The sequence below is a fragment of the Sphingobacterium sp. BIGb0116 genome (assembly GCF_024808035.1).
Classification (GTDB): domain Bacteria; phylum Bacteroidota; class Bacteroidia; order Sphingobacteriales; family Sphingobacteriaceae; genus Sphingobacterium; species Sphingobacterium paramultivorum.
Window position 1 is genome coordinate 587,001 of record NZ_JANUDT010000001.1, and the last position, 15,628, is coordinate 602,628.

Here is a 15,628-nt window from a genome sequence, read left to right on the forward strand (position 1 = left end):
AGACTTTCGTTTTTTCTCAAAAAACTGCCTATTTGTATCAAATAAATAAAATAGACCTAAAACGTTTTAAAGTCTATTAAAAAGAGAAAGCACACCTCTTTTCAGTGGTGTACTTTCAAACCAATCATTATTAAATATGTATTATTTTACCGAAAAACGATACAGGGATTTCGTTTGATAAACTTGCCCGGGGTTTAGTACGGTTGTTGGAAAATTGGGCTGATTTGGTGCATCCGGAAAATGCTGCGGTTCAAGACAAAAAGCTGTGCGAAAGGAGTCTTTTTTCCCGTTCTTCAATTGCACCTGCTCGTTCATGAAATTACCACTGTAAAATTGTATTCCAGGTTCTGCGGTCAGAATATCCATAACAATACCCGATTTATCTCCAATCACGTGGGCTGCTTTGTACCACTCGCCATCTTTCTCCTTGCTTAAAACAAAGTTGTGATCATACCCCTTTCCAAAGCTCAGTTGCTGATCATTGACATTAATATCTTTTCCTATTGGTTTCAAGCTAGTAAAATCAAAAGCTGTTCCCTTTACCGGTGCTAATTGCCCTGTTGGTATGAGTGTACTATCAACTGGTGTGTATTCATTAGCAAACAATTGAAGCTGATGATCCAGAATTGTACCGCTTCCCTCACCATTTAAATTAAAGTAAGCATGGTTGGTCAAATTGATCACCGTCTTTTTATCGGAAGTAGCACGATAGGCAATCATCAATTCATTATTATCGTTAAGCGTATAGGTCACTTCCATCTGGATGTTTCCTGGAAAACCCTCGTGTCCATCAGGTAAAGTGTAAGCAAAAGTAAGAGACGATTTATCTGACGATTTTAATGTCCAATTGGCAAAATGCACACCTTTAAAACCTCCATGTAATGTATTAGGGCCGTTATTTACCGCCAATGTATAGGTTTTATCATCCAATTTAAATTTTCCCTTAGCGATCCGATTACCAAAAGGCCCTACAATAGTACCAAAAAATGGTTCTTTGGGATTATTATAATCAGCCGCTTTAGAAAAGCCCAAAACAACATCGCATAACTCACCCTTATTGTCAGGTACCCATAATCCCACTAAACGTGCACCAAAATTAGTAAAATAAGCTTGTACGCCATTTTTATTGCTCAGTTCATATAGATAAGCCTGTTTTTGATCAATAGTTCCGCTGAACTGTGCGGTATCCATGAAGGCCGATAAAGAATCTGCTTTTGAAGTTTTAGAACCCGTCGATTGCTGACAAGACACACAATATGCCAGCATTGCAGAAAGACCAAGCAAGGTCAATTTTCCTCTCATTCGTAATATTTTAAATGGTTTATAATCTTTGTTTAGATAGAACGTACGTCCTTTTCTAGATTTTTTATAATTTTAACGCTTACAATATATAAGCTAAAGTCTTAATTTTTTTAGAAATTTTAAGATTAAATTGTTTCATTTTAGCACTATTTTGTATCAATAACCAAATGATCATGATCAACCTAAAGCCTTTACGTCTTCTATTTTTTCTGTTGCTCCCCTCGTTGCTCCATGCGCAACCTTATTATTTCAATCATTATCAAATCAATGAAGGATTGTCTAACAATGCTGTCATTTGTAGTATGCAAGATAGTCAGGGCTTTCTTTGGTTCGGTACAAAAGATGGGTTAAATCGTTTTGATGGTAATAATTTCAAACATTTTGATGCGTCAAAATCTGGAAAAAATAGCCTGGGTGGCAATAATATCATTTCATTGAAAGAAGATTTTCGAAAGAGAATTTGGATTGGTACAGATCAGGGAATCTATTGTTACAACCCCGTCGATGAACAATTTAGATTACTGAGTAAACAATTTGAAAATGCGGACGTCCCCGTTATTATTACCGATCAACGCAAAAGGATCTGGTTTATATCAAATGGAATGCTCTATTGCCATGATTTAGTTAGTCACGCAATTCAACAATTTACAAAATCAGATCTCTACATTACGTCCATCAGCTGCACAAAAAATGGATCTGTATTTTTTGGAACTCCTGAAGGCAAAATCTTCCAAATAGGTACTTCCGGAAAACCCGTACTCATGCTTGACTTTCAAGCAAAATATGGTGCTAAGGATTGGTTTAGTATTGAGAAAATAATGGAAAACCGCGACGGAGACTTATTGATTGGTACTTCAAAAACCGGAGTCTACAGCTACCGATTTAAAGACCAGTCTTTAAAGCCCATACTTGGCCCGGATCAACTGCATCAATTTCTCTATGTCAGAGATATTATACAGCCAAATGATCATGAATATTGGTTTGCAACGGAGTCTGGCCTCTTCATTTATCAAATTGCTAGTCGACGTTACATCAACATTCAAAAAGAACAAGAAAACCCTTGGGGTATATCTGACAATGCCATTTATAACATCCTACAGGACAAGGATGAGGGTATTTGGCTGGGAACCTATTTTGGTGGGATCAACTATTATCATAAGAACAATAGTATAATCGAAAAATTCCTCCCACAAGATCGCCCCGGGAGCCTAAAAGGCTCTGTTGTACGCATTATAAAAAAAGATATCGACCAGAATATATGGATAGGCACCGAAAACGGAGGCCTATCTAAACTGGACCCTAATTCTGGTAATATCCAGAACTTTTCCGATAAGCGGGGGAATCTAGCAAACAATAATATCCATGGCGTTCTTCCCATTGGAGATAAACTGCTGATCGGTACCTTCGTCAATGGTCTGGACATATTTTCGCCAAAGCTTCAAAAAGTCATTTATCACATCGATCGCAATAACAATACAAACCCTTCTGATCTACAAAGCAATTTTCTATTTTATCTCTATAAAACTCGAAAAGGAGACATTATAGCTGCTTCAACTCGTGGCTTGTACCGGTTTAACTTTGAAAAAAAGTCTTTTCACCTCATTAATAATGTCCCTGAATACATGTTTTACACGACTATTTTGGAAGATAAAGAGGGGAATATCTGGGTAGGTACATGGCGCGATGGGTTATTTTGCTATAATCCTACAACAAAGTATTTCAAGCATTTTACCCATAGCCAGAACGATCCCAATTCCTTGCCTAACAATAGGGTCAATAGTCTATTTGAGGATTCAAAAAATCAAATTTGGATCGCCACTGAAGGTGGAATGGCTAAGAAGAAATCAAATCAGGACAGTTTTGAAAACATTGGCCTAGAAGAAGGAATGCCCAGTAACGTAACGCTCGCATTTTTAGAAGACAAACAACAGAATCTCTGGGTAAGTACCTCTAAAGGGCTGGTGCGCTATCATCTGCCCAATGGCAGAAAACGGATCTTCAACTTGGAGTCAGGCCTACCGACGATTCAGTTCAATTACAATTCATCTTTTGATGACGACAATGGGAACTTCTATTTCGGTACCATCAATGGACTTATACGTTTCAACCCCGAAAAGCTGAACCAGATCAACTATAAAAATCAAATTCCAATTTACATTACTAATTTTTACATCAACAATAGAGCGATCAATCAATATACCGATGCAAATATTCTGTCCAAATCAATTCTGTTCACGGATAAAATCAAACTGAAACACGACGAATCATCCTTCAGTCTCGATTTCGCGGCATTACACTATCAAGCCCCCCATTCAATTCATTATAGTTATAAAATGGACGGCCTTGACGACAGTTGGATAGACATTACAAGCAACCAACGTGCTTACTTCACCAAACTTGCGCCTGGGAACTATGTTTTTACCGTAAAAGCGGAGGATCCAAATGGTAACACAATACCCACCTTTGCTAGTCTTAAAATCACGATTCTTCCTCCTATATGGGCAAGTATACCGGCTTTTGTTTGCTACGCACTAATCCTTGTGGGGCTCATTGTATTTGTTATTCATCATTTCAATGAAAAGATCAAACAACGCAATCGACAACACCTTCTAACCGTACAAAATCTACGTGAGCAAGAACTCTACCGCTCAAAAATCAATTTTTACACCGATGTTGCCCATGAAATACGCACACCGTTGACATTGATCAAAGCCCCCTTAGAGAAGCTTATGGATAAGGTAGATCACAATCCTGTAACAGACAAGCTGTTATTGACCATGCAGAACAATACGGAGAAGTTGATTGCGCTTAGTAACCAATTACTGGATTTTAGGCAGGTCGAAACGGAAGGATTCAAATTACACTTTGAGTCAGAAAACATAAGCCAAACGGTTCAGGAAATCATCAACAATTTTACGGTCACACTCCAGGCGCAGGGAAAGCAGATTGTGTCGCACATTATGCCAGATATTATAGGTCAGGTCGATATCGACGCTTTCGACAAGATTTGTTACAACTTATTGAATAATGCGCTTAAATATTCCTCATCCTATATTGAAGTGAATTTGAATATGGATAAACAGAAAAATATCTTTATATTGACCGTGAAAAACGACGGAGCTTTAATTCCTTCAGAAGAAAGGGAAAGAATTTTTGAACCATTCAATCGTTTAAAGCAAAATAAGAATGTTCCTGGAAGTGGTCTAGGCTTGGCATTGACAAGATCCCTAACCTTAAAACACCAAGGTACCTTGTTATATAGTACAAACGACCTCCAATTGAACGTATTTAGCTTGACGTTACCTTTGAACCACAATACAAACCCATAATTATGAATGCCAAATCCAATTTATTATTAGTAGATGATCATACCGAACTGCTTGAATTTATTGCGGATGATCTCAATGAAGATTATCAGATAACAACGAGTTCTAATGGAAGAGAAGCCCTAGATTTATTAGCCTCTGAATATTTCGATCTGATCGTAAGTGATGTAATGATGCCAGAAATGGATGGTTTTGAGCTCTGTCAAAAAATTAAGGAAGATATCGCTTATGCACATATTCCAGTTATACTTTTGACGGCAAAAAATAGTATTGAATCAAAAATTCAGGGTTTAGAATTTGGTGCCGACGCTTACATTGAAAAACCTTTTTCGCCCGCTTTTTTAAGAGCACAAATAGCGAGTTTATTAAAGAATAGAGTTAAGGTCAAGGAATTTTTCATTAAAAATCCGATGTCGCAAATCCAACAGATCGGGCAAAATCAAAGTGAACAAGAGTTCTTGCTGAGGATTGAAGAAATCATTATGCAACATCTCGATGATCCCCAGTTTAATGTCGATAGAATGGCCGATATTCTCTGTATGAGCAGACCTACACTCTATCGCAAAATCAATGTGGTATCCAGCCTATCACCCAATGAACTGATTAATTTAACTCGGCTCAGAAAAGCAGCAGAACTGCTTATTCAAAAACAATATAAAGTTTACGAAATTTCTAATTTATTGGGCTATAGTTCGGCAACTCATTTCTCACGTAATTTTCAAAAGCAGTTTGGCCAAAGTCCTACCGAATTTCAGGACGCTCAAACTGCTTTATCTAAATCTTGAACAAGCAAATAATCATATCTGAATAAAAATAGGTGTCCGTCCACGCGTGCACCTATTTTGTTGGTTCAACTTGCGCAAGTGTTGCATACTGTGCTGCATAAGTGAACATGAACATTCCTTCCAAATCATTCTTACCTTTGTCATTTGCCCAGCCTCCAAGCAAGTCATTCGGCAGAAATCCATCTTTCAAGAAGTGGGTATAGCCATAATCCAAGTTATCCTGAAAAGATTTTGCATACATTCCAGCCTTGCTGTAATTCGGAGATATAGTGGTATACCCTCTTAACAACACGCCGTTAAACCAATTATTAAAACCATCTGTCGCATAGGTATAGTGCTCAGGAATCTGCTGCCCTAACTTTCCAAAATAAGTAAAAGTCGCATCGGCCAGTTTCTTGCCATCTTCTAAATAGCTTTTTGCTTTCGTAACACGATATAAGTCTGCTGCTCCGGAAATCATCGTGCCACTATTATAGGAAAATGCTGTTCCAACCGCTTTTCTGAGCTCAGTATTTTTTCGATATTGTACACCATTGACCGTTTCATAAGCTATCGAACAATCTGGAAAGCAATCACCCATCATATCCGCATAAACACCTTTTTCATTAAGAAGATACACCTTTTGCCAGTCATAAATCCTTTTAGCATAACGGAGATAAAAATCGCTCTTCTTCTCTTTTTTAGAAATACGGGTTAATTTATCTTTCTGATCAATGGAATGCGCAACGATTTGGTCTCCTTTCTTTTTATAGATTTCATACAATGCAACAAGCGGACTAATAATCGGTGCATTGCTACAGGCATGCTTAGTTACATATCCTGGACCCCAAGGAATTCCGCCATGCTCTTTCCCTTTCTCATCCAAAGTACAATCCCAACCATCAAGAACATAAGCAGTAAGGTATTCAGCTTCTTGCAAATAACGTTCTTGCCCAGTCAAGTGATAGGCTTCCAATAATTCCCGTACCAACCACATCTGATCATCATAGACATTCAAAACTCCCGTTACATTTGCTTTTCCTTTTTCTCGGACGCGATCGACAGCATACACCGTCCATTCTTTATGTTGTGTAAAAGATGTTAGCGTAAATGTCCCTAAATAATAAGCTGCATTTGCATGAAGCTTAGCCAATAAATCCACATAGCGGGAATAATACTTTCCGTAAAGCTCGGTATTACCTGCCTTTTGTTGCTTTTTCAAGCCGCTCAACACAGCATTTACAGCTTCTATGGAAGCAGAGTACATCCATACACTCGCTTTTTCTTCGGATCGAACCTGCGTAAATGGATTATAAAAACGATGCATTTTGAAATCTTCACCAGAAAAATAGACTTCCATTGACCGATCAATCAATTGGATCGCCCGTAAAAGATTCTGTTGGCTTTTATTTTGATCATGTACTGATCTTTGGCTATGCAATTCTTGCGCACACACCTGTTTTACACAGAGGGGTGATACTGACAGAGAAATTAGAGAGAGTGCCCAAAAAGGCCGGATGGAAAAGAATTTGATCATGATACGGTTTTAAATTGATTAAGTAGTCTTTCATGCGCTTTGGTAGAGCGTGATAACCGAGGTTGAAGATAAGCATTTTTTGGACAAAAAAAATCGCATTTTTTGAAATGCGATTAAACTCTTTGCCCTTTTGCTTAGTTAACCAAGAACTTTCTCGGTCAACTAAGCTGCCACTGGCTGACGATGACGATTCACAAATTGCTTTTTCAACAGATACAATTTGTAGTGGTCGTACAAACCAATGATTAAAAGAACAAAACAAACCACGTAAAATGTCTTATTCGATAAATAGGTGAATGAAATACCGCTCACAAGCCCTCCCATGACATAGGCTCCCACGATACTCAGCAGTAAATGGAATTTGTCGACCAACGCCTTATTGCTTCGGTTGGACTCCTTCGTGAACATCGAAATCAATATTGCCAAATCTGTCGTTAGTCCTGTCAAATGTGTCGTTTTCACAACAGAATTGGATATGCTCGCTGTTAAACCATTTTGTAATCCCATTGCAAACAGCAATGCACCGACAAGTATCTCTGTTTCTTTCAAAGAATCTTCATAAAATACATCAAGATATATTCCGACAAATAATATACTCAGTATTTCCAATGCCAAGGGAATGGAATGTGTCAGATAGGAGCTAAAACGTCCTTTACCATGAATGATGATAAGATTCGAAAGCATACTCCCTACTAGAAAAAGTAAAATCCAAAATAGCACTACTGCACCTTGATACCAATTTCCTTTCGCAATCTCTTGCGCAAAAACAGCATAATAACCTGTTACATTGGATGTAAACGAGAAAAAGACAATGACAGATGCGACATTGACCATTCCCGCAGAGAATGCAGTTATTCCCCCTAATTTGATATTATCTTGAATCGTTCTATGATTGCTATATTTTCTCAGCATACTTTTCCTTTCCTCCTTTTTTCAGCACAATTCGTGCAATTCCTTTCGTCTGCATATCCAAGTTAAGATGCAGTATCAATTGGTTTTTATTTAATTTTTGTATGACAAAGCTCTCTATAAGCTCATCATTTTTCCGAAGCTCAAGGATATGGCCTCGTCCCTTCAAAAACCAATTGTATTGTTTGTCCTCGTGATGGGCAATAAAATTTTTGTCACCCATTTTTTCAAAATGCCATAATCCATCCTGCAAGGGTGGAAGGTGAGCGATTGCAGCATCTTTTATTCCCTCATGGATAACCGCCTGTTTTTTGAACGTTGGAGACTTCTCCACTTTCTCAAAGTACCAACCTTGCTCTTCCCACTCCCCTTCTAAAAGCCGCTCGGGGTTTTCATAAAACATAACCATTGAACTAGCTCCTAAAAGCAAAAATGACAACAAGACGAAGTTGAACCTCGCCAATATTTTTCTCTTAATAATTAACATCCCATTTCTTGTTAAAAAATAAATCCGCCAAGACATTTCCTCCTGTTTTGTTTGTCCCAGGTCTTGCTACAATCGAGACATTCTTCTGTTTACTTTTACTCAAGTCAAGCAAAGCCTGTCCGACGTCGAAAAAATGCCGTGTTCTTTTTTCAAATTCATAATCTGTGGGAACTTTGACTTCATCAATCCGAGCTCCGCGCAAATAATGTTGTAAATAATTGAGATTGTCAGAGCCGATGATATCTGTATAGATATTTAGCTTACGATTTTCATAACGATGACAGATCATCTGGCAGGCCTTCAAAAAGTCCTCCGATTGAAGATTACTGAGTTGGTCATCCAATGTGATTCCCAATAGTTCGCTGATCGATGTACTGCTCTTATTACCATAGACAAGAATGATATCAAGTTCTTCGGCTGTCGATCGCTCTATACTATGAATCACAAAAAAAAGCGAATCAATCGTAAAATCACTTGGAATCAATACACGTATTGCCTTTGCCATATCCAATTATTTTTATACAAAATTAACAGGTCGTCATGGCAACCGAATGAATCTGGAATTAACTTTCTATTAGAATTTTAAGACTTATATTAAAATGAGATTAAAAAAAAGATGCAGATTAAAATGGGATTAAAATTTAGTTCCAGCTTTGTAATATAATTCCGCTAGTGCCTTTCTGTAGTCCGTAACAAGCTTCTCTTGCTTGATACGCATTTCGATCAGCTTGTTTTCCCTACTATTAACAACAAACAAGGTTGATTCACCCAGTTCAAACTTATTTAATTCCCCCCGAAGAAGCAGTTCCTGATTACTTATATTGATCGATTGAAGTTCAATCTGTTTACTGTAAGCATTTAAATCATTATATTTTTTAACGACTTCATTGTAAATATTTCTCTCGGTCGCAAGCTGTTCAAATCGTAGCTGATCTTGCTTAATCCGGACCTCTTTAAGCTTCCCACGTTCGGCGCGAATAAAAAGTGGAAATGCAAATTCAAAACCTACTTTATAATTATGCCAATTAAAATCATACTGCGGTGGTACAAAGTCATTAAAACCGTAACGGCTAGAAATGAGCGCGCCCGACACATTAAATTTAGGTTTAAGCATTTCTTTTCGATAACGTTCTTCAAATAGAAGTTGTTGATTTTTACTCGCCAACTTTATCATTTCGGGATGAGCAATTTTTGCCGAATCAAGTAGCGCCTCGATCACACTATTATCTGGCAAAATAACAGGATCTTCGAGCTTATGCGGTATGGCATGATCGGGAAGTTCTACTGGAAATTGTTGATCATTCCACAGATGATTGGACAATACAATTTTCGCGTTTTTAAGTTCAACCTCATACTTTGAAAGTTCTATCCGCCGTTCTTTTACAACGACCGAAGCTTCGATGGAATCAATTACAGGTTTATCTCCCAGCGTCGTCTGCTCACTGATTGCTTTAAACCGTTGATCAGCCAATTTTACACCCTCCAATAAAAGCTGATACTGTTGATAGGCAAAATACCAATTCCAGTAATCTGAAAGTGCCTGAAACCAAATGGCATTTATTTGTTTTATCTTTTCGCCTTCTAGGTAGCTGATCATAGCCTTTGCCTGCTGCAACGTATTTCTTCTGCTATCGACAATTAAACCTTGCCCCAATGGAATACTTAAACCGATTGCGGAAAGCCCTGCATTATTTGTTCGGGATTGCGGGTTTGTATAATCACCAACATTTCGATCATAAGCAATTTTCAGATCTGCGCCAGCTAACCAAAGTGGAATTTTCAACTCACTATTCCACTGATTGTAATAATCCGTCTTGCCAAAATGCTTATTTTTAAAACTGGAATTTAGCGTCGGATCAAACTTTCCTAACGCCTGTGTTACCTGGGCTTTTGCAGTTTCACTCAGCAGATTCACTTGTTTAACGATGGGATGATTGGCCATTAAAAGCTCTTCCATGTCATCCACGGTAAAAGTATTCGTTGCTCCATACTCCTTTTCCTGAGCCGAAAGATAAGGAGAGAAAAAAAAGCAAAACACGATAAAAATAAAATTCAATTTATTCATATAACAATTACTTTTTCTCCCTTTCTTTTGGTTCTCTTTCCAAACTCGGCGGAAAGCCATTCAACTGTCGCCATATCTCATACCATAATGGGACTTTATTTAAAATAACCCTTCCATAAGCACCTGAGCCTTGATTTAACTGAACAGGCCAGGGCTCATCTCCTTCCGGAACAGGATCTGTTGCGCGTATCAAAATCCTAAATCGGCCATTCGTACTACTCACTTTATCGATGACTGAAACTTTTCCAGCAAAGGTACCGACCGCGACAGACGGCCATCCGGAAAATTGAATCGATGGCCAGCCATCAAATTGTAGCCTTACATCACTTTCCGGCTCAATCAGTGGAACATCCATTGCGTTTACATAAAGCTCTACGGCAAGCAGTGGTTTCTTAGGCTGTAATGTCGCAACGGACTCTCCTTCCTTCATATTTTCACCAATTCCTGCCTTAAAGGTTTTTACAATAAAACCATCTTGTGGCGCCCTCACGACATATAACCCACGTCGTACATCAATATTGGATATCTCATTTCTCAGTTTGGCGATATCCCCTTGTACTGAGGCTTTGGAGGAAAAGGCGGAACTTAAATCGGACTGCGCTTTCGCCAATGATTCATTGTACTTTGCACGGATATTGTTTAATTCGATACTGGCATTCGTTAATGATTGTCTTGAATTCGACAACTTGTTATCTGCACTTACAACTTTAGCTCGATCATTTTGCAGATTTAAGCGCCTTGTTTCAATATCTGTTAAGGAAAATAAACCGTCACGATAGCCCTCTTCGTACCGTTTAAGCCGCTTTTCGCTGGTCTCAAAAAAGCTCATGACAGCGACCAATTCTGCGCTATCTATTTTTACCAGATTTTGAGCTTGAATCACCTTATTTTTAGCTGACGCAAGCTGGAAATCAAGCCCATTTTTCAATGCTTCAATCTGTGCTTCAGTGGCTTTCATTTTTTGATTAGCAGCATCTTCTCCGCTTTGTTTGGCATTCAATTGCTCTTCTAATCGCAATGGTAACATGGGATCAAAATAAGATTGAGAAGTCTCCGAAAGCACTAAAATCGTATCACCTTTCTTCACTTCCTGCCCTTCGGTAACCGCCCAATACTCAATGCGACCACCAATCTGATTTTGGATGGTCTGCGGTCTGTCCTGTGGACGTAAAGCGGTAACCGCTCCTACTCCAGGAATTGTCTGCCTCCATGGGAGAAAAAGTGCTAGTACAAAAACAATCCCAGAAAACACAAGAATTCGCCCCAAGACGAGGGATCCCCGCTCTTTCAATAACTTGCCAACTGCATCATCGGAAAGATCTCTCCATGAGAGCGTTTTCTGACTCGAACGATCCTTATTAATCAACATAAACCGCAGCGTCCTCCTCCAACGCAAGATCCGTTACAGCCGCCAATTTGACAACTCCAGTAAGCATATCAAAAATCGTATTCAAATTTGTCATCAGTTTTTCAATGGCATAACCAATTTGAACGATGACAACTTCAGCAGCAACAAATTGACCAAAAGTCATTTGCCGCTCAACAACAAAATAAGATCCAAGCAAGAGCATCGCTCCAAACAACAGGGTGCGAAGTAGGACAGAACCAATAAAAAAGCGCTTTAAAACCTTAAAATGATCGTTTCTCGCCCCTAAATACTTACTGACAATATAATCTGTTGTCTTTGTCACTTCGTTCATTTTCATCTCATCAGCACGATAATGGTCAATTTGTCCGGCAACAGCTTCCAAATAGGCTACCGTCTCATATTTGTATTCAGACTCTTCAATACTTGTTTTCAACCCTCTTTTATAGTATAAAACAAGTATCGTAATAACAGAAAAAATGACAATAAGGCCAAAGGCCAGAAATACAGGATGATAAAATGACAATAAGACCACGCTAAAGAAAATTGTCACCACTGCGGCGATGATATCGATCAAAAGTTTGATAATTCCCTTTTGAATAATGATAACATCAAAAAATCGGTTAACCAACTCCACAAGATTTTTTCCAAGTAACTCTTTAGGTTTAATTCTCGGCAGGCGATAAGAAAATTCAACCGCCGATTTTAGAAAGATTTTCTGCTCTAAATACTCGACTAAGGTCAATTGTCCGATCAATAATACCCCGCCCACAATCACGCCAAATAATACAAAAGCAATTAAGATATAGGTAGAGCTATACATCGCTCCATTGCTTAAAAAATTAAAGATAGCTGTTATCCCTATTGGAATAGTCAAACTAAAGATACCGATGACGATGGCATAAATAAATATATAATTGATCGTTTTTCGTTCAGTATGTAATAAGCTGGCCAACCGTTGCAAAGGTGATGGTCCGCCTTGTATATGCCCCATAAAAATAGATAGAAGATAAGTTAGAAATGATGAATCTCAGCTAAAAACAACAGTAAAAACTCCGATCGATCATTCTATTAGTCCGATTTCTCTGTTTCTAATACTTGGTTGTTCCTTAAATGAAATTGTAGAAGGAATTTGACTCTCGACTTTACGGAGTGCACTAGCGACATTAAAAAAATTGCGTGTTTTCTTTTTATAGGTATAATCACGTGGTATTATGACCTCATTTACAGACTGTCCTTTGAGGTAATGCTGCAAATAATGACTGTTATCGGTACCCAAAATATCTGCAAAAATACTGAGCTTACGGTTTTTATAGCGCTGATAGATTCCGCTACAGGCTTTTAAAAAAGATTCAGATTGAAGTGTTTCCAGTTGATCTTCCAATCCAATTCCGAGTAATTCACTCGCAGAAGTGCTGCTTTTATTGCCATACACAAGGATAATATCGATAGAATCAGCCATTGACTCTTCAATACTTTGACGCACAAAATGGAGTGAATCAACTGTAAAATCACTAGGTATTAATATACGCGTTGTTTTAGCCATGCTTTTTTTTAGCAAAGTTAAAACGCACATATGGCAACGGAATGAATCTAAAATTAGCTTTCCATTAGAAAGCGAGCAACAGTATTAAAATGAGATTAGAAATGCAGTTGAAATTAAAACCACATTAAAATCGAAGGTAAGTGGGTAGTTCAATTTCTACAGTGGTGCCTTCACTCACAACAGAATTGACCTTCAATGTCCCACCATGCAACTTAATAATATTTCTGGCCAAAGGAAGTCCAATACCATAACCGTCAATGCCACTCGTATTGGACGCTCTAAAATAAGGATCGTAGATATGATCCAATTCGCGGGAGGGTATTCCTATACCTTTGTCTTTTATTAGAATAAACACTTTATTGTCCAATGCCCCTAAAGCAATATAAGCGGTTCTATCGGATGAATACTTACACGCGTTGCTGATAATATTGGATAGCGCAAGCTGTAGCAAAATTGCATTTCCATTCACCTTAAGTCGCATACTATCATCTGGTAATAGACTGAAATCTGTGATAATCTTAAATTTATCATTGATGGCCTTAACAGTCAGCTCGGCGTCCATCACGATCTGATCAATACGAACGGGACTAAATGCGGTCGCATTATTCACAAAACCTGTACGCGCCAACAGTAAAAGTGCTTTTGTTTTCTTTTCCAAATGCTCTGCCGACTCAATGATCTTAAATAATGTTCGTTGGTACTCCGCTGTTGTTCGTTCTTTGGATAAAGCAAGATCTGCCTGTCCTATGATGGATGTCAATGGTGTATTTAGCTCATGTGATGCATTGCTGATAAAGTTCTTTTGTGTTTCGAAAGAAGTTTCCAAGCGCGTCAACATCCGATTAAATGTGAGTGCCAGACCATGAAGCTCACCTTTGTATTTATCCTCATCCAATCGCTTATAAAGATTTTCCGAACCAATCTCTTGCACCTCTTTCATCATGGTTAGTATTGGCTTTAAGAACGAACGTTTCATAAAAACCGAAACAACGAATATAAAGAGAATCCCCAAAATCAGACTTATAATAAGCAGATTACGAAGGTAGGCCAAATGGTGTGTATAAAAGTAATTTTCAGCGGAAGCGCCCACAATATACTTTCGACCATTTTGCGAAAAATATTTAGTTGAATAGAATTGATTACCCGACTTGAAATTTGAGCTTCCTTTTTTATTGATTTTATCCCAAAGTTCTTGATGAAATCCTTGGCTTCTTAAAATAGCACCATTGCTATCAAATTCTACCAAAAATTCATGCTGATTATTGAGATTTTCTATAAAATCAAGGCTCCACTGATCAGCCTGGGAGGCGGATTTACTATTCAGAAATTTTTCAGCAGCAATATTTCGCCGCAGATCCAGCCGTTTATAAAAATCTGTAAAAGCGAAATTTGTAACGGAATAAAAAATAAAGCCAACAAAACAACTCACATAAATGACCAGAATTGCAATGAGATAAATAAGCTTTCGATTATAATTGTGCATTTTTAAATATTCAGTCTTCTATTTTTAGAACATATCCCATACCAATAACCGTATGGATCGCTTTTTTGCTCGTTATTTTTTCAATCTTTTTTCTCAAATAATTCACATAAACATCGACAACATTTGATCCAATATCGAAATTTATTCCCCATATTTTATCCAAAAGCTCCGTTCTCTCAAATACCTTTTTGGGGCTCTGAATAAACAACAAGAGTAAACGATACTCTGTACTTGTCAGATTGAGTTCCTGCCCCTCACAGTAGGCTATTTTTTTATAATCATCAATACTCAGAAAACCATAACTAAATGTGTCTTTCGAGGGCTGTAACTCACGTTGTGTTGCCTGTACGATAGACTGTTGCCTGCGGATTAACGAACGTATCCGAGCCTTCAATTCAATCAGCTTAAAGGGCTTGGAAAGATAGTCATCGGCACCATTATCTAGTCCGAGCACCACATTCTCTGGAGTACCAAGTGCAGTCAGCATCATAACAGGTAAATCGGTATACCCCCACTGTCTGATCTGCTTACAAATATCCAGGCCGTTAGTTCCCGGCAAAAGAATGTCCAATAACACAAGAGAGACATCTTGCTTCGCCAAAAGCTGTTCCAGACCTTCCGAACGCCCCAAATGAATGACCCTATAGCCATCCTCGCCTAAGCCTTGTACGATCAAATCAGCAACATCCTGTTCATCTTCAACCAAAATAATTTTTTGCTCCTCCATATTCGTCATGATGTGTAGTTCTCTGTAATGAACTACGATCCAAACCATAAAAATAACGTTTTGACTCAAGAGACACAAATCCCATTTTTGCCCGAATCCACACAAAAAGAATCTTG

Annotated in this window: 13 protein-coding genes; 2 read left to right on the top strand and 11 right to left on the bottom strand. The window is 38.2% G+C overall.

Translation table 11 applies throughout. The annotated features are described in order from the left end of the window. Positions 1-141: 141 nt before the first annotated feature. On the bottom strand, positions 142-1,302 hold the full coding sequence (locus M2419_RS02770) for an aldose epimerase family protein (RefSeq protein ID WP_259254177.1): 1,161 nt from the start codon (positions 1,300-1,302) through the stop codon (positions 142-144). Positions 1,303-1,475: 173 nt separating this feature from the next. Between M2419_RS02770 and M2419_RS02775 the strand changes: the two genes are divergently transcribed. Both M2419_RS02775 and M2419_RS02780 read left to right on the top strand, forming a co-directional pair. Further along, a complete protein-coding gene (locus M2419_RS02775; RefSeq protein WP_259254178.1) occupies positions 1,476-4,631 on the top strand; it encodes a sensor histidine kinase in 3,156 nt (1,051 codons plus the stop codon). Positions 4,632-4,633: 2 nt separating this feature from the next. Next, entirely contained in the window at positions 4,634-5,413 is a 780-nt protein-coding gene (locus M2419_RS02780; RefSeq protein ID WP_159727703.1) for a response regulator, read from the top strand. 52 nt (positions 5,414-5,465) lie between these two features. On the opposite strand, the gene M2419_RS02785 is transcribed toward M2419_RS02780, so the two are convergent. The 10 genes from M2419_RS02785 to M2419_RS02830 all read right to left on the bottom strand — a co-directional run bounded on the left by M2419_RS02785 (position 5,466) and on the right by M2419_RS02830 (position 15,560). Next, positions 5,466-6,929 (bottom strand): glycoside hydrolase family 76 protein, encoded by a 1,464-nt coding sequence (locus M2419_RS02785; RefSeq protein WP_182331178.1) that lies wholly within the window; start codon positions 6,927-6,929, stop codon positions 5,466-5,468. 162 nt (positions 6,930-7,091) lie between these two features. Next, entirely contained in the window at positions 7,092-7,841 is a 750-nt protein-coding gene (locus tag M2419_RS02790; protein ID WP_075993467.1) for a YoaK family protein, read from the bottom strand. Next, positions 7,825-8,325, bottom strand: coding sequence for a hypothetical protein (locus M2419_RS02795; protein ID WP_070567934.1), 501 nt, complete (start codon positions 8,323-8,325; stop codon positions 7,825-7,827). Before M2419_RS02795 ends, M2419_RS02790 begins: the two co-directional genes overlap by 17 nt. Continuing rightward, positions 8,312-8,830 (bottom strand): hypothetical protein, encoded by a 519-nt coding sequence (locus M2419_RS02800; RefSeq protein ID WP_159727709.1) that lies wholly within the window; start codon positions 8,828-8,830, stop codon positions 8,312-8,314. Before M2419_RS02800 ends, M2419_RS02795 begins: the two co-directional genes overlap by 14 nt. Before the next feature lie 129 nt (positions 8,831-8,959). After that, a complete protein-coding gene (locus M2419_RS02805; protein WP_159727710.1) occupies positions 8,960-10,390 on the bottom strand; it encodes a TolC family protein in 1,431 nt (476 codons plus the stop codon). Positions 10,391-10,397: 7 nt separating this feature from the next. Beyond that, the gene (locus M2419_RS02810) at positions 10,398-11,759 is read right to left on the bottom strand and encodes an HlyD family secretion protein (RefSeq protein WP_153845790.1); all 1,362 of its coding nucleotides are present in this window, start codon (positions 11,757-11,759) and stop codon (positions 10,398-10,400) included. Then, positions 11,749-12,750 (bottom strand): ABC transporter transmembrane domain-containing protein, encoded by a 1,002-nt coding sequence (locus M2419_RS02815; protein ID WP_153845789.1) that lies wholly within the window; start codon positions 12,748-12,750, stop codon positions 11,749-11,751. The genes M2419_RS02810 and M2419_RS02815 overlap by 11 nt, the downstream gene beginning before the upstream one ends. Before the next feature lie 69 nt (positions 12,751-12,819). After that, a complete protein-coding gene (locus M2419_RS02820; RefSeq protein ID WP_153845788.1) occupies positions 12,820-13,302 on the bottom strand; it encodes a hypothetical protein in 483 nt (160 codons plus the stop codon). A 124-nt stretch (positions 13,303-13,426) separates the two neighbouring features. Beyond that, complete coding sequence (locus M2419_RS02825) at positions 13,427-14,785, bottom strand: ATP-binding protein (protein ID WP_075993474.1); 1,359 nt, start codon at positions 14,783-14,785, stop codon at positions 13,427-13,429. A 10-nt stretch (positions 14,786-14,795) separates the two neighbouring features. Beyond that, positions 14,796-15,560, bottom strand: coding sequence for a response regulator transcription factor (locus tag M2419_RS02830; RefSeq protein ID WP_227550161.1), 765 nt, complete (start codon positions 15,558-15,560; stop codon positions 14,796-14,798). Positions 15,561-15,628: the final 68 nt, after the last annotated feature.

What these genes read in the sequence shown, in the direction of transcription:
- M2419_RS02830 (WP_227550161.1), bottom strand. Translation starts at nt 15,560, where the DNA reads ATGGTTTGGATCGTAGTTCATTACAGAGAACTACACATCATGACGAAT.
- M2419_RS02815 (WP_153845789.1), bottom strand. Translation starts at nt 12,750, where the DNA reads ATGGGGCATATACAAGGCGGACCATCACCTTTGCAACGGTTGGCCAGC.
- M2419_RS02780 (WP_159727703.1), top strand. Translation starts at nt 4,634, where the DNA reads ATGAATGCCAAATCCAATTTATTATTAGTAGATGATCATACCGAACTG.
- M2419_RS02775 (WP_259254178.1), top strand. Translation starts at nt 1,476, where the DNA reads ATGATCAACCTAAAGCCTTTACGTCTTCTATTTTTTCTGTTGCTCCCC.
- M2419_RS02820 (WP_153845788.1), bottom strand. Translation starts at nt 13,302, where the DNA reads ATGGCTAAAACAACGCGTATATTAATACCTAGTGATTTTACAGTTGAT.
- M2419_RS02795 (WP_070567934.1), bottom strand. Translation starts at nt 8,325, where the DNA reads ATGTTAATTATTAAGAGAAAAATATTGGCGAGGTTCAACTTCGTCTTG.
- M2419_RS02785 (WP_182331178.1), bottom strand. Translation starts at nt 6,929, where the DNA reads ATGATCAAATTCTTTTCCATCCGGCCTTTTTGGGCACTCTCTCTAATT.
- M2419_RS02805 (WP_159727710.1), bottom strand. Translation starts at nt 10,390, where the DNA reads ATGAATAAATTGAATTTTATTTTTATCGTGTTTTGCTTTTTTTTCTCT.
- M2419_RS02770 (WP_259254177.1), bottom strand. Translation starts at nt 1,302, where the DNA reads ATGAGAGGAAAATTGACCTTGCTTGGTCTTTCTGCAATGCTGGCATAT.
- M2419_RS02790 (WP_075993467.1), bottom strand. Translation starts at nt 7,841, where the DNA reads ATGCTGAGAAAATATAGCAATCATAGAACGATTCAAGATAATATCAAA.
- M2419_RS02825 (WP_075993474.1), bottom strand. Translation starts at nt 14,785, where the DNA reads ATGCACAATTATAATCGAAAGCTTATTTATCTCATTGCAATTCTGGTC.
- M2419_RS02800 (WP_159727709.1), bottom strand. Translation starts at nt 8,830, where the DNA reads ATGGCAAAGGCAATACGTGTATTGATTCCAAGTGATTTTACGATTGAT.
- M2419_RS02810 (WP_153845790.1), bottom strand. Translation starts at nt 11,759, where the DNA reads ATGTTGATTAATAAGGATCGTTCGAGTCAGAAAACGCTCTCATGGAGA.